Source organism: Carboxylicivirga marina, assembly GCF_016612505.1.
Taxonomy (GTDB): domain Bacteria; phylum Bacteroidota; class Bacteroidia; order Bacteroidales; family Marinilabiliaceae; genus Carboxylicivirga; species Carboxylicivirga marina.
This window is the reverse complement of the sequence record NZ_JAENRR010000015.1, coordinates 34935-55858: the sequence shown is the minus strand read 5'-3', so window position 1 is coordinate 55858 and position 20924 is coordinate 34935. Positions and strand designations below refer to the sequence as shown.

Genomic DNA, 20924 nt, shown 5'->3' with positions numbered 1-20924 from the left:
ATTTCAATTCCCAAACATACTGAGGACAAATGAAATATAGAGCACATCGCATTTTTCTGTAAAAAACGGCACTTTTTTTATTTGCCATTATTGAAAAAGCACTATATTTGCATCCGCATTTGAGAAACAACTCTGATACGCAGAGGGGCAAATGATACTGAAAGTAGGAAGCCCAAAAGGATTGGCGGAATACAAATTGCGAAAATAGCTCAGTTGGTAGAGCACGACCTTGCCAAGGTCGGGGTCGCGGGTTCGAGTCCCGTTTTTCGCTCCAAGGATGCTCGAGTGGTGGAATTGGTAGACACGCAAGACTTAAAATCTTGTGTCCATCTGGACGTGCGGGTTCAAGTCCCGCCTCGAGTACCAATCTAGATTTATCTAGAACCCAAAGCGCTTAAAACTTATATTTTAGGCGCTTTTTATTTTCAATTTCTGATACGCAGAGATGACAATATTATTGAAAGTAGGAAACTAAGAAGATTAGTGAAATACAAATTGCGAAAATAGCTCAGTTGGTAGAGCACGACCTTGCCAAGGTCGGGGTCGCGGGTTCGAGTCCCGTTTTTCGCTCCAAGGATGCTCGAGTGGTGGAATTGGTAGACACGCAAGACTTAAAATCTTGTGTCCATCTGGACGTGCGGGTTCAAGTCCCGCCTCGAGTACCAATCTAGATTCATCTAGAACTAAAAGCGCTTAAAACGTAAGTTTTAGGCGCTTTTTTTATTTTCAGAAAACTTCAAAAAAAGTGGTTAAAATGGGTGTTTAAAGACATCAATTTCTATCCCTAATCTCCTGTCAATACCCTTGAAGCAAGTAGGTACTTTTTGCTATCATCTTCACTTCTCCCTTCCTTAATGCACAGCTAACATATTAGCTATATCGAAATATTTTTAATATATTAGCTAATATTTTAGCCGTATGTATACTATTTCATCTACTCCAGATAGTGTCAGTAAAGAATTGGCCAGCCGCCATAAAGCTTTGCGCAAACAACTTAAACTGACACAAACTGATTTGGCTGATCGAGCCGGTGTATCTCTTGGTAGTTTAAAACGATTTGAAACCTCTGGACAGATTTCTTTAGAGTCTCTATTGAAACTGGCCAACCTACTTAATCGCTTATCTGATTTTGATAGTATATTCGTTCCACGAGAGGACAAAAAAGAGCTGGAACGATTATTTACAACTAAACCCTAAGTGATGGATCAAATAAGCAACATACTGGTCTCACTGAATATCGAAGGTAAGACATATGAAGTTGGGGAGTTGGCCATCAACAATCAAACTATTTACTTTCGCTATCATCTTGATTTTTTTAGAAGCGGCTTAAATATTTCCCCAATCCGACTGCCCTTTAATAATGAGATTAATACTACCAGCAAAGAACCATTCGATGGCCTCTATGGTGTATTTAACGATTCACTGCCAGATGGTTGGGGACGTTTACTTTTAGACCGAACACTTAGTTCTAAAGGTATTGATATTCATGGATTAACCCCTTTAGACAGATTGGCCTATGTGGGAGACAAAGGCATGGGAGCTCTAAGCTACCAACCTCAATTCGAGGATAAAGAGTACCAGAAAAAGCTGGAATTAGATATTGTTGCTCGGGAAATGTCACATATATTAAAAGGTGAAAGTACAGAACTATTGGATGAGCTATTTGCAATCGGAGGTTCTTCTGGTGGTGCTCGTCCTAAAATACTGGTTGGGTACAATAAGAATTCTTCAGAGCTCATTCATGGAGTAAATGATTTGCCGGAAGAATTTGAAGATTGGATCATTAAATTTCCATCTTCTTCGGATAATCAGGAGATAGCCAATATTGAATATACCTATTATAAAATGGCATTGGCTGCCGGAATTGAAATGAGTGAATGCCAGATATTCCATGGTCAATCAGGGCAGGCCTATTTTGGCACAAGGCGCTTTGATCGCATCCAGGGACAACGTTTGCATATGCATACGGCTTGTGGCATCATGCACGATAACTTTCGGATGAGTACCATGGATTATGGCCACCTGATGGATTGTGCTTTTCAATTGGAACGCCATGTTAATGCTTACCAAAAAGTCCTTCGGCTAGCTGCCTTTAATGTGTTTGCGCACAACCACGATGACCACAGTAAGAATTTTGCTTTTTTAATGAACGGTGAAGGACAGTGGCGCTTTGCACCGGCTTATGACCTGACTTTTTCTAATTCAGCTTATGGCTTTCATAGCACAATGGTTGCCGGTGAAAGTAAAAATCCTGGCAAAGAACACTTGTTTAAACTGGCCGAAACATTCAAAGTTAAAAAAGCGAACCAAATTATCGAAGAAGTACTTGAAGCTATTTGCCACTGGGATTCAATTGCTAATGATAGTGGTGTTTCAAAACGGGTAAGGGAGGAAATTCAGCAACGGCTGAATTTAATCCGATAAGACATCTACCATCCTCGGGTACCAATCAAAAAAAGCTCTTAAAACATTTGTTTTAAGAGCTTTTTTGATGATCTATTTTTTTAGAACAGCCTCCTTTTCTTTAATTAATACGTTTTTTCAAAACGTCATGAAAACCTTTAGATTTTCTAACTTTCCTCTGTTACGACCCAAGGTAAGTCTCAAGGAATTCTATTGATTAAATCGGGCAAATAGTCTAAACTCATCATCAATACGTAGCAAATTCCTTCGAATCCGAAGGAATCTCTTCGACAATAGCCTTTCGTTTACTCATCAGTCTATTTTGAGTTTCTTCGCATTTATTCGTACTTACTTTATGTCTTCTTCACACCAACTTCAGGTCTTCATCGTACCACCTTCGCCTTAACTACGCTCCCAGCGAGGTTGATCCATTGCAGGCACGAAGCAGATACGTTGGTGATACCAATATTCACTCTTGCTAAAACCTTGTTATTTAGAACAAGCCAGATATATAATTGGCTTAGGAATTAAAATTGAAGCTATAGGCCATAAATAGACCATTTTCGTGAAAAAATATGGATTATTAAAACAGCAATAAATGTAAATATACAAAAATAAGACTCATTTATTTTTAATTACAAACACCTAGTCTTATTCAACCCTCAATTCGTCAATTTCGGTGATTCGCCTTACGTATGAATCTTCAAACTTGCCTAATTTCAAAATTTGGTTTCGTCTTATTTTTGCAGCTTTATAATCTGGAAAGGCTCCATATATATAACGCGAATACCCATCTTTACATTTAACAACCTGAATATCGTCAACATCGAGACCTTTTAAATATAATGATGCGAACAAGGGCCTGCGTTTTAATGCCAATATTTGAATCGTATAATATGGTGCGCGTTCAATTTTTTGAATTTCATGCTCGATAGCTGCTACAGCGGCTTCATTTTGCTCCTCTAGCGTAAGAGTAATAATTGTCCGCTTGAGTGGTGGTGTCATCTTAATCTCTTCAAACGAAAAAACACTTTTCTCTGTTTGATAGGCCATTTCAGACTCAATATTAAGCATCGATTCTCCAACCTTTTGAGTCTCGATCATTTCTTCAATGGCATATTCATGCCCCGTTTCCAGAAACATGGTATACTTACCACTATTATTATCGGGGCGATAATCACCAATAAGGCGCTTGTCAGTCATTCGGGTTACCATTATTCGCACCGACCCCTTATTTAAATCATCCTCACTTACCTGCCCTTCAATTACCGCAAGTTCTCCTTCGAAAGCCGAATCAAACTCCACCCGATAAATATCAGAACCACCATGATTATCATTAAATCGTGCCGATGCATAATAAGCATGGCTTTTATCTAAGGTAGGCAAAAAGAAAAAATCATCGTCAGGCGTGTTTATCGGATACCCAAGATTTACAGGCAGAGACCAGGTACTATCAGCATTCATTTGCGTATAAAACACATCCATGCGCCCCATAGAATTATGCCCTTCAGAGGCAAAATACAAAGTATATCCATCTGGATGAATCATTGAGGTTTCTTCATCAAAGCGTGTATTAACAGAAGGCCCCAAATTTCTGGCTTCACCCCAACGGCCATAAGCATCTTTCTTACACATATAAATATCGATACCGCCATAACCACCTTCTCTATCACTTGTAAAAAACAGCGTACTACGGTCACTTGATATTGATGCATGTGTTTCACTGGCTATACTATTTATAGGGTGCGGCATTTTAACCGGCTCGGTCCACTCATTGTTTTCGAGGTAGCTAACGTATATACTCTTCCCTTCATTATCGTTTCGGTAAATGAATAAACTATTACCATCGGCCGATAAAGATAAACCAGACTCGTGCTCCTGATTTTTAAAAAACACATTAAGTAATTCTGCTTTCTCCCAGGCTGCCGTATCCCTTTCGGTATAATATACTTTCTCGGGGTATTGCCCATCTACTAACTCAGGAAGCTTACCTCCCTTGCGACGCGAGGTAAACAGCAATAAATCGTCATAAACATTAACCAGCGGACTATGATCATCGTACCGACTATTGACTTCTTCCCCCAGGTTGGTAATAGTTAATTGAATCGGGTTGGCTAAAAAAACCTTTGCGTTTTCACAGTTTTGCATCTCCAACTCTATCTCCTTCTTAAACCCCTTGTCTTTTTCTGTTAATCGCGATAACAATTCATCATAAACAAGCAACGCTGAATCGGGCTGCAAAGAAACCTGATAAGCCTTACCCAAGGCCATGAAGAAATCCTGACCCAGTATTTGCGATTGCTCATTGGCACTTAATAAACCCATGCCATTTTGCAGTACAACAATTGCGGAATCAGCCCCGGTATTCGTATTCAAGTAACATAGTCCTAACTGCAAATAGGCTTCTACAAAAGCCGGTGAATCACTAACTATATTTTTGAATGCTACAATTGCCTTATCATAATCATCTGTCTCAACATAATTTAAAGCTTTAAAATATGCTTTACTCTCCTGCCTCTGTGCTTTCTTATCTTGTGCCGATACCATTAGCACTATTACAAAAGTGATAACTGACAGGATAAATCTGTTTCCAAAATTTATCATATAGATATCCCAAATCTCGATTCTCTGCACAAAATAAGTCAAATTTTACTAAATCACTCAATATCAAATCAAATAATGTTAATTTTTGTATAAATCAAATTTTACCAACCTCATCAACAACCCCATTAAACTAAACATCAACCACATACAACACCCATTCTTATCTGCGAATTTTTCGACCAAAACACAGGAAAGAATAACATTCGACGTCCTACTCAAAATGTTAAACAAAAAACATGAACAAAATGGGTAATAAATTAGTTGTAATAGCGTTATTAATGATGAGTTTGATAGCTTGTAACACCAACGGTCAACAACGCAAACGTGCATCGGCAGAAGACATGGCTAAACATCAGACTGAAATGATGGAGAAGAGTCTAGATCTTTCTTCTGAACAGTCAAAAACCGTAAGTGAATTAAACCTCAAATACGCTGAAAAATTTAAAAAATTAAAAGAGGAAGCGGGCGGAGATAGAGAAAAAATGCGTACATTGAGAGGTGAATTATTAAACAAAAAAAACGATGAGCTCAAAGAAGTATTAAGCGAAGAGCAATTCGAAAAATATATAAAGCTCGAAGAGGAAAGAGCAAAAGAAATGAGAAATGGGCGAAGAGGAGGAAGAGGCGAAAGATAACCCATGTTTTTTCATAATTGGTAAAAGTTTTGGTTTGAGAGCCTGCAATTCAAAGGAGTTGCAGGTTTTTTTATTTAAAAAAGACACAGCGACTTATCTCTAGCTATGATTTATCCGGTGAAAAAGCGTAATTTTGCGAGTTGACAATAGATGACTTGTAGACAATACATAGTTTGGTAAAAGATTGAGTAAAAAACAATATGGATTCAACACGACAAAAAAAAATATCGCGCCTTTTGCAAAGAGAGATTAGTGAAATATTCCAACGTGAGATGCGACAGCTTTGTTTGGGTACAATGGTATCTGTAACAGCAGTTAGAATATCTCCTGATTTAGGCCAGGCCAAAGCCTATTTGAGCATTTTCCCTACGGGAAACATAAAAGAGGTAATGAAAGAGATTAACGATCAAACGTCACAGGTTCGATTCGCACTTGGCAAAAGAGTGGGCAAGCAAATGCGTATTATACCAGATTTACGATTCTTTGTTGACGACAGCCTCGATTACCTGGATAATATTGATCGCCTTTTAAAAGAATAAACATGCAATACGATCCTATTAAACGATCGCTTGGCAAAGTGTTTAATCAAACACCTGCTTTGCGAATCTTTTTTTACCGCTTACTCGATTTACTACTATTACGTGCCTGGTACATTCGCCGCGAATTAAGGAAAGTAAGTAAACTGAAACAGGCTACTCTTAACATTCTGGATGCAGGTAGCGGTTTTGGGCAATATGATTATTACATGTCAAGCCTTGGCAAAAACTGGACAATAACCGGAGCCGATGTAAAAGAGGAACAAATTGCTGATTGCAATCAGTTCTTCAAAAAAATAAAACGTAGCGACAGAGTACATTTTAAATATGCCGACTTAACGAAGTACATTGAAGAAGATACGTACGACTTGATTCTATCGGTTGACGTTATGGAGCACATACTGGAAGACGAATTAGTTTTTGCGAATTTTTATAAGTCAATGAAAGAAGGCGGACGTTTAATTATCTCAACCCCATCCGATCAAGGTGGTTCAGATGCACACCACGAACATGAAGAAGATGGCGTCCATGGATTTATCGATGAGCATGTGCGCGACGGCTACAATGCAGAAGACATTAAAACGAAGCTCAAACGAGCTGGCTTCAAAAACATTCAGACATCATACACTTATGGTAAGGCCGGAAACATTTCATGGCGATTATCTATGAAGTTTCCAATCAAAGCACTTAATACTACTAAGCTATTCTTTATTGTCTTACCAGCTTATTACATCCTAACCTATCCTTTGGCCTATTTACTTAATTGGATAGACATCAGCCAAACACATAAAACAGGAACAGGACTAATGGTTGTTGCTCAAAAATAACAATATGAAACTCGCCTTTGACATTGCTCGCAGGTATTTATACGCCAAAAAATCGCAGAACATCATCAATATTATTTCGATGATTTCAATTTTTGGGGTTTTAACAGGCAGCATGGCATTGGTAATTGTGCTATCAGTATTTAATGGGGTTCATAATTTTATGGGCGATTTGTACACGGCCTTTGATCCTGACTTCAAACTGGTACCCACATCCGGAAAAGTCATCTCAACTGACTCATTAAACTACCAGCAACTCAAATCATCAGATGACATTCTATTCCTGTCGGAAACCTTAGAACATCAGGCCTTACTTAAATTTAGAGATCGCAAGATTCCGGGCGTTGTACTAGGTGTCGATTCTAATTTCAACAAAGTAAGCTCCATCGATTCAATCATTATTGATGGCAAATATGAGTTAAAGTTTAAATCAGAATTTCGGGGAGTTATTGGCAAACGCCTGGCCGATCAATTGGCCATCAGACTCAATTTTGTAACACCTTTGAGCATGTACGTTCCCAAACGAAAAGGAAATATCAACATGATGGCTCCTCAAAATGCTTTCAAACAAGAGTACCTTAGTCCATCAGGCTTCTTTGCCGTCAATCAGGAAGAATATGACGGACAATATCTCATTATTGATATTGAGCAGGCTCGTAGACTTTTACAATATGATGATAAAACCATCTCGTCACTTGCCATAAAGGTTGACGACAATAAAGATATAACCAAGGCCGAAAACAGAATTCAGGAAATTGTTGGCAATAAAATGAACGTACTTAACCAACAGGAACAACATGCTGAATTCTACAAAGTAATGAAGGTTGAAAAACTGTTTGCCTATTTAATCCTCAGCTTCATCATTGCCATTGCCGCCTTTAATATTGTCGCTAATCTGGCAATGCTAATCTTCGAAAAAAAAGAAAGCATCTTTACCTTAAAAAGCATGGGTGCCGATAAGAAGTTGATAACTCGTATTTTTATGATGGAAGGCTGGCTCATTTCGGTTGCTGGCATTATACTAGGTTCATTTCTGGGCGTTATAATAGTATTGATACAAGAGCACTTCGGTATAATCAAATTCATGGGTGATGGTCATTACATTACCGATGCCTACCCAATTGCCTTAATATGGACCGATGTAATCGTGGTAGTTATTACTGTATCAATTATAAGCGCCTTGGCTGCCTGGTATCCCGTGCGAGTAATCGTTGACAAGTATTACTCCAGTTCAGACATGGGGTAACTGGCGTACTTTTCTCCAATCTCTTTCAACACATTCGAAATACCTGAAACTGATTTCTCTCGCAGTAGTTGAATTCGTAACGGACGAATATCTGGTAAACTCCTAAATGGTATCGCTAAATGACGTCGGGCATGCAAGATTCCTCTTCGCTCACCAATCATTGCACACGACTTCTTAACAATGTCATCCATCAAATCGGCCTGTTCTTTAATTGTTAAAGGCGGCAACAGCACACCCGTTTGCAAAAAGTGCTTTATCTCTCTAAAAATCCATGGCTTTCCGATAGAAGCCCTTCCAATCATTAAAGCATCAACACCGTACTTATCTATAAACATTTTTGCCCGCTGTGGACTATCCACATCTCCATTACCAATAATAGGTATCTTCATCCGCGGATTCGCCTTCACCTTGCCTATTAAAGTCCAGTCGGCCTCACCATTATACATCTGCTCGCGCGTACGGCCATGAATACACAATGCCTGCACTCCTACATCCTGCAACTGTTCAGCAACACTTTCGATTACTAATGAATCACTATCCCAGCCCAAACGCGTTTTGGCTGTTACAGGCACATCAACAGCTTTAACAACCGCCTTTGTTATGGCTAGCATTTTAGGAATATCCAGCAACAAACCGGAACCACTTCCTTTACCAGCAATCTTTTTTACCGGACATCCAAAGTTCAGATCTATTAATTCTGGCTTAGCTTCAGCTGCCATTTGAGCAGCCACAACCATTTTATCAACATCCTTACCGTATATTTGTATACCAACAGGTCTTTCCTCCTCTACCAATTCGAGTTTTCGCAATGAACGGTTGACGTTACGTACCAATGCTTCAGCTGATACAAACTCAGTGTACATCATATCAGCACCTTGCTCTTTACAAAATACTCTAAATGAAGGATCTGTCACATCTTCCATCGGCGCCAATAACAATGGCTTTTCTCCTAAATCAAGCTCTCCAATCTTCACAATATCCTTTATTAAACTTTTTTGCAAAGATAGATTTTTAATAAAACCAAGTACCCGCCTGTTAATAACTCTGTTGATAACTTCCGAAACAAAAAGCTTTTAACCACTCTAAATTTTCATAATTTGTATGAAGCAATAGCTATACACCACGGGAAGAGTTCAAATCAAGACAGTTAGAGTGAGAAATACAATCGTCATATTATCTATTATAATTTTATGTGGATGCAATAAGCAAAAAACATCAAAACCAACTGTACAACCATTGATTGTTCATAGTGAGGACTCTTTAATGGTTGAACAACTTATCGCCCAATCGAAAGAAACGTATGCCGACAAACTAAATCACAGCAATCCATTTGACCAGTATTTAAAAGAGGCTGAAGACATGGCCATAAAAAGCCAAAATAGTGGTCAATTATTTAACATCTACACGTTAGTAGGGCAACGCTACCGGAATAAATCATACTATTCTGATGCCATGATGATGCTCCAAAAAGCTTTGGATATTGCCGAATCATCTGATAACATCCACTTTCAAACAAGGGCCTACAATCAGATTGGTGTTATCTACAGAAGAATTGATGAAAATCCACAGGCTCTGGATATGCACATGAAAGCTTTGCAATTAGCCGAAGAATGTAATGATTCTTTAAGTCTGAGCAAAGCCATTAACGGAATGGGCAACGTGAGCATTGCAATGGAGCGACATCATTCAGCCATTGAGTATTTCCGCCGTGGTTTAATCATTTCACGAAAGATGAATAATATCTTAGGAATGGCCATCAATACCAATAATATTGGGGAAGCGTACTTCAAGCTGAACCAGTTAGATTCTGCCATGCACTATTACTTTCGTTCGCTCGATTACAACACACAAATTAACAGTCGGGTAGGTCAATCAATTTGTTACAACAGCATTGGCAGTGCCTACATTGAGAAACAACAGAACAGATTGGCACTTGATTATTTGATGAAAGCCCTGGAAATAAACCTGGAGTTGGAGGATCGAATGCTTACATCGGTTAGTTACACACAAATTGGTAAAACATATTTGAATGATAACCTACCTGAACAAGCCATCTATTATTTAGACAAAGGCTTAATGATGGCAACCGATATTGGCTCCAAATACACGGCCGAAGAAGCCGCATCACTCCTTTCAATGGCTTATGAAGAAAAGCAATTCTTTAGGCTCTCTCTCGAATACTTTAAGAAAGCGACATCTTTTAAAGACAGCATTCTTAATGAAAAGAATATTTTTCACATGGCCTCCATTGAAGCTAAATATAACAATACACTTCAAAAACTTCAGATTGACGAATTAAACAAGGAAGCTCTGCTCCAAAAAACATTACTTTCGAAACAGCGCTCTTTACTGGCTGCAGTTGTCACATTAGTAATTGTTCTGGTGGTAATAGCTGTTTTAATCATCTTTCAGGGACGGCTACGTAGTCGATATCGAAACCTAAGATTTCAGCAACGCTTATTGCGCTCGCAAATGAATCCGCATTTTATCTTTAATGCCTTAAGTGCTATTCAGGTGTTTATTCTTGAAAATGACATGGATAAATCGAGTCGATTTCTTGCTCATTTCTCCAAACTCATGAGGCATGTTTTACGGAGCAGCAACTACGAATTCATTCCTATTCATGAGGAAATAGAAATGCTTCAATACTATTTAAAAATCCAGCAATTACGATTCTCTCCACCTTTTGCTTTTGACATTTTCATTAGTGATGAAATTAAAAACAATAAGGTTGTCATTCCTCCAATGCTCATTCAACCATTTGTTGAGAATGCCATTGAACATGGCTTAAGACCACTTGGTGAAGGTGGTAAATTAATCATCCGCATAGTAAAGGATGGAAAAAATATGGTATTGGAAGTTGAAGACAACGGGCTAGGCATTGACTATTCTGATCAATTAAGCAAAATAGAGAAGAAACATGAGTCAATGGCCATTAAAATCACTCAGGAACGCCTCAATATATTAAGCCGAGATACTCGTAAGAAGACTCATCTGGAAATCTTTGACAAGAAAAGAAAAGATCCTTTCGAACGAGGTACGATTGCCCGCATCATACTACCATTAACCATGCAAGAAGCCACAAAACTACCCTCTGATGAATAAGATAAGAACCATAATAGTAGAAGATGATAATTTCAATATCATGGCCGTTTCCAAGATCATTGAAAATCATTTCCCCGAAATAACAATTGTTGACACGGCGTCACTTGTTAATGAATCTATTAATAAAATTAAGCTTCATCAGCCAGATTTACTATTAATGGATATCCATCTTATCGACGGTACTTCTTTTGATGTTATCAGACAGTGTCGCGATTTAGATTTTAAGATCGTATTCATGTCGGCTTACCACGAATATGTTATTAAAGCAGTGCAGTATGCTGCTGTAGACTTTGTTTTTAAACCATTTGACATTAACGAAATGGTAGTAGCTATTGACAAAGCCATTGACCAGTTGCAAGACAAGGACTACCAATTGAAACTCGAAACCTTATTCAACAATATAGAACAAGATCAGAATCAAATAATATTACAAGGTCGCGATAATTTAAAAGCATGTAATGTGAATGAAATTGTTTGGGGTAAAGCAATTCAGGGGGGCGCCAATTTTTACATGAAAGACAACAGTTACTTTTTTGTAGCCAAGCCATTGCGTCGCTACGAGGCCATGCTCACCGATCATTATTTTTTTCGATGCCATCCTCATTATTTAATTAACCTACAGCATGTCATAGACATCAAAGCCGAACATCAGCGAGTTAAAATGAGAACGGGCGATGAGGTAGCCTATGAAAATCGACGCTATTACCAATTATTAGACTTACTCGAGCACAATAAGGAATACGCTTAAACGTTCTAAACTAACCCTTTCTCGAAAAAAATCCACAAATACTATAACTTTTTTTCTCAATTATAGTATTAGTCATTGAGTGTTTAATTTTTGGGAATACAATTAATAAGGGTGTTAGAATGCTACGTTGGATCGTTGTGCTTTGCTGTATAGCAATGTGGTGGAATATTGGAGTTGCTCAGGTTGATCAAACCTGGCGTTATTACTATCCTGAGTTTAAAGAGAACGCAGATAACAACCTCTATTTCAGATTGGAAAATAACAATTTCGTTAAAAACAACGAATACTTTGGTGACTACATCGAAGGGTTTACCATGATGGGATACACGGCACAACCATCGTTAGTTTATTATGCCGGCTCACGCCTTCGAATTAAAGCCGGCGTACACCTCGTTCAATTTAGTGGCATGAGCGATTTCACAGAGGTTCTTCCTACATTTTCAATTCACACAAAACTGACCGACAATCTCGATTTGATAATGGGGGGTTTACAAGGCGATGTGCACCATAAACTCATTGAACCCATTTTCAATCCTGAAAATCAATATACTCGTCCAATTGAAAATGGCTTCCAGTTTATTTATAACTCTAATAAGCTTTGGCTCGACGCCTGGGTTGATTGGGAGCAGTTTATATTTCTTGGCGACACAAAGCCTGAGAAGTTTACAGCAGGAGTAAGTACAGAATATCAAATTACAAATGACGAAAATGACTTTCAAATAAGTATTCCCGGACAAATGGTGGCCACGCACCTGGGCGGACAAATAAGCAACTACTCAGAACGCATGCAGTCATTAGCCAACTTAGTAACTGGTGTAAAATTAAGTTATAATATTGGTGATGGATTTATTAAGGATGTAGGTATTGCAACCTACTACGCTACTTTTCATGATTTAACAGGTCATACCGGTTGGGATTTTACAAGTGGCAATGCCCTTTATCCGGTTGGAGAAATCAATTACAAATACGGAACTTTTATGGCCGGTTATTGGCGTGCGCACAATTTCTTAGCGCCCAAGGGTAGCTCAATATTTCAATCAACATCAAATTACAAGCCCGGTTATTACACCGAATATCGTAATTTATTAACCACTAAACTAAGTTTCACTAAAACCTTTATGAAACAGATAAAATTTAGTGCAATGGTAGAAACCTATTATGATATTCCGGCCAGTCAGTTTGACTATTCTTATGGTATCAACCTGGTTTTCACACCTAACTTTTATATTTCAAAGATAAAATTTGATTAAAAGTCTTTTAAAACGAATCGCCATTTCTTAGAACGCCACTTATACGGCGCATAATCAATACCTATACGTTCTGTTGATTCAAAAGCAATCTTACTCTTTACAACAGGCTCTTCAATCCATAATCGATTTGATTCACTAAGCGAATCGCCGTAAAAGCTTTTATCAAGCTTTAAATATCGACCAAGGCGACCAGGACCACTTATCTTCTTCACCCCTCTTATAAGTACAGCCTGAGGCTCACATTCAGACCCAGTGACAATATTAAGGTTCCAATACATACCATATATTAGGTAAACATAGACTTTTCCTCCTGCATGATACATAATTTCGGTGCGAGAGGTTCGACCCTTGTGTGCATGACAAGCAGCGTCTTCCTCTCCTCGGTAGGCCTCCACTTCAGATATTACGAACCGCTCTTCACCACGACCTTCGAATCGCCGAACAAGTACTTTCCCGAGTAGCTCTTTTGCTACTATGAGAACATCTCGTTGATAAAATTCTTTGCCAAGTCGCCATTCTTTAATCATACTATTTTATTAACCATCATTAGTGCTATCAGTTAAATTATGGTGATATTATTGAAAACCACAAACTTTAGTGCTTTTTTAATCAAATAATTAGCACAATAAAAATAAATGCAGTACTTTTGCGGCCGATTATTATCCGAGCCGAAAGGTACAGGCGTCTGTTTTAATATAATTGGGGTGGGACCTAATTATGGCAAAGTGGATGTTTTTTGCCTTTGCAAACTGTTAATTAATAAGTCGAATTTTAAAAAGGAAGACTGTGGATACGTTAAGTTACAAAACGATTTCAGCCAACAAAGCGACTGCCAACAAAGAGTGGGTTGTGGTAGATGCTGCTGATATGGTATTAGGTCGTTTGGCATCTAAAGTTGCTAAACTACTTAGAGGTAAGTATAAGCCAAATTATACACCTCACGTGGATTGCGGAGATAACGTGATTATCTTAAACGCAGACAAAATTAAAATGACTGGTAACAAGTGGGACCAGCGTGTATTCTTCTATCATAGTGGTTACCCTGGTGGACAAAAGGAGGTTACTCCAGCTGATATGTTCGCTAAGAAGCCAGAGAGATTAGTTGAAAGAGCTATCAAAGGTATGTTACCTAAGAGCCGTCTTGGACGTGATCTTTTCAGAAACTTATATGTTTATACTGGAACAGAACACAAGCACGAAGCTCAACAACCTAAAGTAATCGATATTAACGCCATTAAATAAGTATTATGGAAGTAATTAATGCTATTGGTAGAAGAAAAGAAGCAGTTGCTCGTATTTACCTGAGCGAAGGAAATGGTAACATCACCATTAACAAGCGCGAATTAGCGCAGTATTTTCCTGCTGCAACATTACAATACATTGTAAAACAACCTTTAAACACCATCGGTGTTGCTGAAAACTACGACATTAAAGTAAATCTTTATGGTGGTGGTTTCAAGGGACAGGCTGAAGCAGTTCGTTTAGCTATTTCCCGTGCACTTGTAAAAATTGATGCTGAAAATAAGCCGGCCCTTAAAGCTGAAGGTTTCATGACGCGTGACTCACGTGTTGTTGAACGTAAGAAGCCAGGTCGTCCTAAAGCACGTAAGAGATTCCAGTTCTCTAAACGTTAATATTTATCAGGTGTGTTTAGTATCTAAATCTTTAAGACTCCTTTTAGACATTAGACTATTAGACATGAGACAGCTAGATAAGAATTGAGAAATCGTTCTAACAATCTAAAAGTCTATTATCTATAAATCTAATTGAAGAACTACTTAAAGATTGGTTTAAACAGAAAGTAAACAACTTTAAAAAAATTAAAATGCCAAGAGTTAATTTCGAGGAATTATTGGAAGCAGGTGTACACTTTGGACACCTTAAAAGAAAGTGGAACCCAGCCATGGCACCATATATTTTTATGGAGCGTAATGGAATCCACATTTTAGACCTTCACAAAACAGCTGTGAAGATTGACGAAGCTGCTGAAGCACTTAAACAGATTGCAAAATCGGGTCGGAAAGTGTTATTCGTAGCAACTAAGAAGCAAGCCAAAGAAATCATCGCTGATAAAGTTGGTGGTGTAAACATGCCTTATGTTACTGAGCGTTGGCCAGGTGGTATGTTAACCAACTTCCCCACTATTCGTAAAGCGGTGAAGAAAATGACTTCTATTGATAAGATGATGGCTGACCCAAGCCAGTGGAAAAACTTATCAAAGAGAGAGCGTCTTCAGATTACTCGTCAACGCGCTAAGCTTGACAAGACTTTAGGTTCTATTGCTGACTTAACTCGTCTTCCTGCAGCCATGTTCGTTATTGATGTAATGAAAGAACACATTGCTGTTAAAGAAGCTATCCGTTTGAATATTCCTGTGTTTGGTATCGTTGATACTAACTCTGATCCTTCACCAATCAATTATGTAATTCCAGCTAACGATGACGCCACTAAGTCTATCGAGTTGATTACTGATGTGATGACAAAAGCGATTCAGGAAGGATTAAGCGAGCGCAAAGTGGAGAAAGACAACGAAGGATCGAAAGAGAAGAAAGCTCGTGCTAAGAAGTCTGAGCCTGCAAAAGCTCAAGCTAAAAAAGAAGAAGCTCCTGCAGCTGAAAAACCAGCAGAAGAAGCTCCATCTAAAGAAGCATCAAAAGAGTAATTCGGTAATTTTTGTCTAACAACTTTAAATATATATATCATGGCTATTACTGCTGCTGACGTAAGCAAACTAAGAAAAAGTACCGGTGCCGGTATGATGGATTGTAAAAAAGCATTAACAGAAGCTGAAGGCGATTTCGACAAAGCGGTTGATATCATCCGTAAAAAAGGTCAGGCTATTGCTAGCAAGCGTGCCGATCGCGAAGCAACTGAAGGTGTTGTTTTAGCTAAAGTTACTGCTGACAAGAAAAGAGGTGCGTTAATCGTACTTAATTGCGAAACTGACTTCGTTGCTAAAAACGAAAGCTATGTTGACTTCGCAATGTCAATTCTTGATTTAGCTGTTGCTGAAAATCCAGCTGACTTAGAAGCTTTAAAAGCGTTAGAATTAAACGGTCGTCCAGTTTCTGAGGTTGTTTCTGAGCAGAGTGGTGTAATTGGTGAAAAGCTTGATTTAGCTGCTTTCGAAGCTATTTCTGCTGATTCAGTTGTTGCATACATTCACGCTGGTAACAAATTAGCTACAATGGTTGGTTTCAACCAGGAGGGTGTTGATGAGCAAGTTGCTAAAGACGTAGCTATGCAAGCTGCTGCTATGGCACCTGTAGCAATCGACGCTGATAGCGTACCTGCTGACGTTAAAGAAAAAGAGCTAGAAATTGGTAAAGAAAAAGCTCGCGAAGAAGGTAAGCCTGAGGCAATGTTGGAAAAGATCGCAATGGGTCGTTTGAACAAATTCTTCAAAGAAAGCACTTTGATGGAACAAGCGTTTGTTAAAGACAACAAAATGACTATCAAACAATACCTTGATGGAGCAAGCAAAGGTTTGAAAGCAGTTGACTTCAAACGTTACGGATTAAGCTAGTAGATATCTACTTTATATAAAAAGGGGAGCCAAACGGCTCCCCTTTTTCTTTGCAATTCTATCCTAATGAGTTATCTCTTCACTCAATTCTGGTGTCCATGTGACAACTTAACTCAAGGTCACCAGCCTCAATTCACACCAGCTTCTGTTATGAAAAGAGTTATTAAATAACTCACCAACTAAAGCACTTCTTACATAATCTGAGTTTTAGTCTACACCATAAAGAGAACAAAGAATACTTGCGCCAAACCCATTTATTATTACCTAAAACAGCAGGCTATTTAATTAAAACGTCCGGCAGCTTGCTTCCTTAATTATATTAGTTGCGCTAATCTGCATGCTAATCATATTTAATGATTCTAAAATTCCTTCCGTTGATGTTTTTATTGCGTATAACAACCTGATAGCAACTCATTTCTTCAGTACAATTGCTTCTATATCATTTTTTGTTGTGTACATCAATCAACTACTTGCGTACAACACAAACTTTTATGAAGAGATAAGCCCTATTTAAAATACTATTGATGAATTTACACTAGACCCAGAAATTGGAACTGCTCCTCTTTAATTGACACCCAACATGAGAATTTTGAGCATAAAAAAACCTCCCAATATATTGAGAGGTTCTTCGGGTGTTGTCTCACCAGGATTCGAACCCGGACTAACTGGACCAAAACCAGTTGTGCTACCATTACACCATGAGACAATCAAGACAAAAAACAAACCCCCTTCTTTTAAGGAGGTTAAGTCGTTGTCTCACCAGGATTCGAACCCGGACTAACTGGACCAAAACCAGTTGTGCTACCATTACACCATGAGACAATACCCATGCTTTTATTTCAAAAGCGATGCAAAGATAGAGAGTTTTTTTTTCAATGCAAGAAATTTAATTAAAATTATTGCGCTATCCTTTTTAGGCTGTCTGTTTCAGGTATTTCGATTATTAGAAATAATCCAATCCTGTCAATCTACACAACCTGGCTGCAATTATCAAAGCTAAAACATGTGTTCTACGATTCATAAAACTATCTTTAGGTGCTAATCATACTAATAAACCATGGCTACATCAAAGAAAATCAACCTACTTGTTGGCTGGACACTATTTATACTATCTACAATACTATACTGGAGCACTATGGCTCCTAACGTAAGCCTTTGGGATTGTGGCGAATTCATAGCCTGCATGGCCAAAATGGAAGTAGGACACCCTCCAGGTGCTCCTTTTTACCTGTTACTCGGACGGCTCCTTAACTTGTTTGCTCTTGACGCCTCACAAATCGCCTACACCGCGAATCTGCTATCAGTATTTTCTTCGGCAGGCACGGTAATGTTATTATACTTTTCTGCCGAACACATTTTGCGAAGCACTTATCAAAAATACACTGAGTCAACAAAGTCATACTTGCTAATTGTAGCAACTAGTGCTATTGGCGCATTAACATTTGCTGTTTCTGATACCTTTTGGTTTTCTGCCGTGGAAGCTGAAGTGTATGCTTTATCAGTATTCTTCACAGCCTTGTGCTTTTGGCTATTTCTTAAATGGGATGAAGCCAAACAACAATCTGATTCTGGTTTGAAATGGCTAATTTTAATTGCCTACCTCACCGGCCTTTCTGTTGGTGTTCATTTGCTAAACTTATTAATCATTCCTGTATTAATATTACTTATTGCTTTACGAAAAAGGTCATTCTCATGGACCATTCTCGTCAAATCATTAGTGATTGGTGCTACGATATTAGCCATACTACTGTTCGGGTTAATTCAAAATGGACTATGGCTGGCAGGTAAGCTTGAGGTATTGTTTGTAAACACGTTTAACTTACCGGTTAATTCAGGCTTACTTCTTTTTGTTATCATCGTATTCGGCGGATTGTTTTATGCTGTTTTCAAAACAAGAACAAAAAACAATTGGCAACACCTGATTGCGGTGATCTCGCTGGTTTTTATGATTGGCTACTCATCGTATGCGATGATTATTATCAGAGCTGATGCCAATACCCCTATTAACTTAAACGATCCATCGGATGTTTTTTCGCTTGATAGCTTTTTAAATCGCGAGCAGTATGCTCAAAACCCACTGATTTATGGTCAGTATTACAATACGCAAACCGGCGATTTACAATACAAAGATGCCTACCGTAGAAATGGCGACCAATACGAGTTATACAAAAAATCGGACAACTACGAGTATGACGATGATGGCTGCGGCATATTCCCGAGGATGCACAGCAGTAGTCAAACGCATAAGTATGGCTATCAGCAATGGGCAGGTGCCGATGCTACCAGCACCGAAAAGCCCTCATTTATTACAAATCTGCGCTTCCTCTTTAACTACCAAATAAACCACATGTACATTCGATATTTCATGTGGAATTTCTCAGGTCGACAGAATGATGAACAAAGCCATGGCGAAATACATAAAGGCAATTGGATAACCGGTTTTTCGTTTCTCGATAAGCGCATTGAAGGCTCACATAAGCATGGCCTTGCTGACAATAACCCTTCGCGCAATACTTATTTCTTATTACCTTTTTTATTGGGTCTGATAGGCATTTTATTCATCCTGAAATCGGGTAATACTGGCAAAAAATACCTCGCCGTTATCGGACTGCTATTTTTGATGACAGGTCCAATAATAATTCTATATCTCAATCAAACACCTTTTGAACCTCGCGAACGTGATTATGCATTTGTAGGCTCCTTCTATACTTATGCCATTTTTATCGCTATTGGTGCATTTGGCATAGCCGAATACATTTACAGAAAATCTCAAAGCTACATAACAACAGGCCTTGGCATTGGTTTGATAACGGTGGCTGTGCCATTATTAATGCTGAGTCAGAATTATGATGACCATAATCGCTCACAACGAGAATTTGCATTGAACCAAGCTCGTAGTTACTTAAACTCTTGCGACCCTAATGCCATCTTATTTACTTACGGCGATAACGATACGTATCCACTGTGGTATGTTCAGGAAGTTGAAGGGTATAGAACCGATGTACGTGTAGTTAACTATGGCTTAATGGGAGCTGATTGGTGCATTAAACAATTAGAAAAGGCCGTTAATAAAACCAGTGGCCTGACATTGAGCATTGAGCAAGAGCGATACAAAACCGGCAATCTGGACTATGCTTTATTACTGGAGCAAAGCAAAGAATATGCACCCCTAAACAGTGTTGTTCGTTTTATAGGCGACACCAAGGAATCATCTAAACTTCCATTGCAAAATGGAATGAAAGTTGATTTTTCGCCTGTCAATCGTTTTTTACTACCTTTTGATGAGCAAGACACACTGAAATGGCAGTGTACCAAGCGAGTGCTTTATAAAAATGACATTGCCTTACTTGATATAATTGCCAACAACAATTGGCAGCGCCCCATCTATTTTACGATTGGTGCCGACCCGGAAATTTTCCTAGGCTTACAGAAACACTTACGATACGATGGTTTCGTTTATAAACTAATGCCATATAGCCAAAGTACTGAGATGCCCATCTTTTTTGAAACAGACATCCTTCTGGATACTTATTTAAATAAAATCGATTTGGGCGATGGCAGTAACAGTTATTACGACCACTACTGTCGACGTACCTTTGACGTCATTAAGTATCGTCAAATTGGCAATTTATTGGCAGCCGAACTGCTTGAAACGGGCCGAGCGGAGGAAGCTAAAAAAGTGATTGAGAAAAGCCTCAGAGAGCTTCCTATTGATGTAGCACCTGATGTAAGTGGCAACTTACCTTTGGTTCATCTGGCATACACTTGTGGATTTGAAGAAGATGCCAAACATCTGGCAAACTTTCTGCTGCAACGCCACTTAAATAACCTGCTATGGTATGCCTCATTAGATCGAAAAAGCCAACAAGCCGCGGCAAGCACCTTTCAACGCGAGGTTGAAAAAGGCCACCTGGTTAAAATGGTGTTGGATACAATCAACAATCCGGCTATGAGTGATCAATTAAAAATTGTGTACGAACAATTAGGCTTAGAGGCCTAATACAGTCATAAATAAGGTGTCATATTCGAATCGAAAATGGCACCTTA

At 38.6% G+C, this 20924-nt stretch carries 17 protein-coding genes and 6 tRNA genes; 18 read left to right on the top strand and 5 right to left on the bottom strand.

Annotation, left to right across the window (positions count from 1 at the left end; genetic code table 11):
* Positions 1-198 precede the first annotated feature (198 nt).
* The 6 genes from JIV24_RS08540 to JIV24_RS08515 all read left to right on the top strand — a co-directional run bounded on the left by JIV24_RS08540 (position 199) and on the right by JIV24_RS08515 (position 2424).
* Positions 199-274: transfer RNA gene (locus JIV24_RS08540), tRNA-Gly, on the top strand.
* 5 nt (positions 275-279) lie between these two features.
* Positions 280-366 (top strand) — tRNA-Leu (locus JIV24_RS08535).
* Between the two features lie 131 nt (positions 367-497).
* Positions 498-573, top strand: a tRNA-Gly gene (locus JIV24_RS08530).
* A 5-nt stretch (positions 574-578) separates the two neighbouring features.
* Positions 579-665, top strand: a tRNA-Leu gene (locus JIV24_RS08525).
* Between the two features lie 253 nt (positions 666-918).
* Complete coding sequence (locus JIV24_RS08520) at positions 919-1197, top strand: helix-turn-helix domain-containing protein (RefSeq protein WP_200464608.1); 279 nt, start codon at positions 919-921, stop codon at positions 1195-1197.
* A 3-nt stretch (positions 1198-1200) separates the two neighbouring features.
* Entirely contained in the window at positions 1201-2424 is a 1224-nt protein-coding gene (locus JIV24_RS08515; protein ID WP_200464607.1) for a type II toxin-antitoxin system HipA family toxin, read from the top strand.
* Positions 2425-3054: 630 nt separating this feature from the next.
* Here JIV24_RS08515 and JIV24_RS08510 read toward each other — a convergent pair.
* A complete protein-coding gene (locus tag JIV24_RS08510) occupies positions 3055-5037 on the bottom strand; it encodes a PD40 domain-containing protein (RefSeq protein ID WP_200464606.1) in 1983 nt (660 codons plus the stop codon).
* Positions 5038-5252: 215 nt separating this feature from the next.
* Between JIV24_RS08510 and JIV24_RS08505 the strand changes: the two genes are divergently transcribed.
* The 4 genes from JIV24_RS08505 (at position 5253) to JIV24_RS08490 (ending at position 8248) form a co-directional block, all read left to right on the top strand.
* Positions 5253-5642: a hypothetical protein gene (locus tag JIV24_RS08505; protein ID WP_200464605.1), complete on the top strand. Its 390-nt coding sequence runs from the start codon at positions 5253-5255 to the stop codon at positions 5640-5642.
* Between the two features lie 200 nt (positions 5643-5842).
* Positions 5843-6181, top strand: coding sequence for a 30S ribosome-binding factor RbfA (gene rbfA, locus JIV24_RS08500; RefSeq protein ID WP_200464604.1), 339 nt, complete (start codon positions 5843-5845; stop codon positions 6179-6181).
* Positions 6182-6183: 2 nt separating this feature from the next.
* A complete protein-coding gene (locus tag JIV24_RS08495) occupies positions 6184-7005 on the top strand; it encodes a class I SAM-dependent methyltransferase (protein ID WP_200464603.1) in 822 nt (273 codons plus the stop codon).
* A 4-nt stretch (positions 7006-7009) separates the two neighbouring features.
* Positions 7010-8248 (top strand): FtsX-like permease family protein, encoded by a 1239-nt coding sequence (locus JIV24_RS08490; protein ID WP_200464602.1) that lies wholly within the window; start codon positions 7010-7012, stop codon positions 8246-8248.
* Here JIV24_RS08490 and dusB read toward each other — a convergent pair.
* Positions 8224-9249 (bottom strand): tRNA dihydrouridine synthase DusB, encoded by a 1026-nt coding sequence (dusB, locus tag JIV24_RS08485; protein ID WP_234445758.1) that lies wholly within the window; start codon positions 9247-9249, stop codon positions 8224-8226. The two genes, JIV24_RS08490 and dusB, sit on opposite strands and share 25 nt — an antisense overlap.
* Positions 9250-9400: 151 nt before the next feature.
* Between dusB and JIV24_RS08480 the strand changes: the two genes are divergently transcribed.
* The 3 genes from JIV24_RS08480 to JIV24_RS08470 all read left to right on the top strand — a co-directional run bounded on the left by JIV24_RS08480 (position 9401) and on the right by JIV24_RS08470 (position 13351).
* Entirely contained in the window at positions 9401-11353 is a 1953-nt protein-coding gene (locus tag JIV24_RS08480) for a tetratricopeptide repeat-containing sensor histidine kinase (RefSeq protein WP_200464601.1), read from the top strand.
* On the top strand, positions 11346-12101 hold the full coding sequence (locus JIV24_RS08475; RefSeq protein ID WP_200464600.1) for a LytR/AlgR family response regulator transcription factor: 756 nt from the start codon (positions 11346-11348) through the stop codon (positions 12099-12101). The genes JIV24_RS08480 and JIV24_RS08475 overlap by 8 nt, the downstream gene beginning before the upstream one ends.
* Before the next feature lie 119 nt (positions 12102-12220).
* Positions 12221-13351 (top strand): hypothetical protein, encoded by a 1131-nt coding sequence (locus tag JIV24_RS08470; RefSeq protein WP_200464599.1) that lies wholly within the window; start codon positions 12221-12223, stop codon positions 13349-13351.
* Here the strand turns inward: JIV24_RS08470 and JIV24_RS08465 are convergent.
* The gene (locus tag JIV24_RS08465; RefSeq protein ID WP_200464598.1) at positions 13348-13878 is read right to left on the bottom strand and encodes a DNA-3-methyladenine glycosylase; all 531 of its coding nucleotides are present in this window, start codon (positions 13876-13878) and stop codon (positions 13348-13350) included. The genes JIV24_RS08470 and JIV24_RS08465 overlap by 4 nt on opposite strands.
* Before the next feature lie 259 nt (positions 13879-14137).
* On the opposite strand from JIV24_RS08465, the gene rplM reads away from it, so the two are divergent.
* From rplM to tsf, 4 genes are all read left to right on the top strand, one after another.
* Positions 14138-14593: a 50S ribosomal protein L13 gene (gene rplM, locus JIV24_RS08460; protein ID WP_200464597.1), complete on the top strand. Its 456-nt coding sequence runs from the start codon at positions 14138-14140 to the stop codon at positions 14591-14593.
* Positions 14594-14598: 5 nt separating this feature from the next.
* Positions 14599-14985: a 30S ribosomal protein S9 gene (gene rpsI / locus JIV24_RS08455; protein ID WP_200464596.1), complete on the top strand. Its 387-nt coding sequence runs from the start codon at positions 14599-14601 to the stop codon at positions 14983-14985.
* 191 nt (positions 14986-15176) lie between these two features.
* Positions 15177-16013, top strand: coding sequence for a 30S ribosomal protein S2 (gene rpsB / locus JIV24_RS08450; RefSeq protein WP_200464595.1), 837 nt, complete (start codon positions 15177-15179; stop codon positions 16011-16013).
* A 39-nt stretch (positions 16014-16052) separates the two neighbouring features.
* A complete protein-coding gene (gene tsf / locus JIV24_RS08445; protein ID WP_200464594.1) occupies positions 16053-16877 on the top strand; it encodes a translation elongation factor Ts in 825 nt (274 codons plus the stop codon).
* A gap of 635 nt (positions 16878-17512) precedes the next feature.
* Here the strand turns inward: tsf and JIV24_RS08440 are convergent.
* Positions 17513-17583: transfer RNA gene (locus JIV24_RS08440), tRNA-Gln, on the bottom strand.
* A 45-nt stretch (positions 17584-17628) separates the two neighbouring features.
* Positions 17629-17699 (bottom strand) — tRNA-Gln (locus tag JIV24_RS08435).
* A 235-nt stretch (positions 17700-17934) separates the two neighbouring features.
* Here JIV24_RS08435 and JIV24_RS08430 point away from each other — a divergent pair.
* Positions 17935-20877, top strand: coding sequence for a glycosyltransferase family 117 protein (locus JIV24_RS08430; protein WP_200464593.1), 2943 nt, complete (start codon positions 17935-17937; stop codon positions 20875-20877).
* Positions 20878-20924 lie beyond the last annotated feature (47 nt).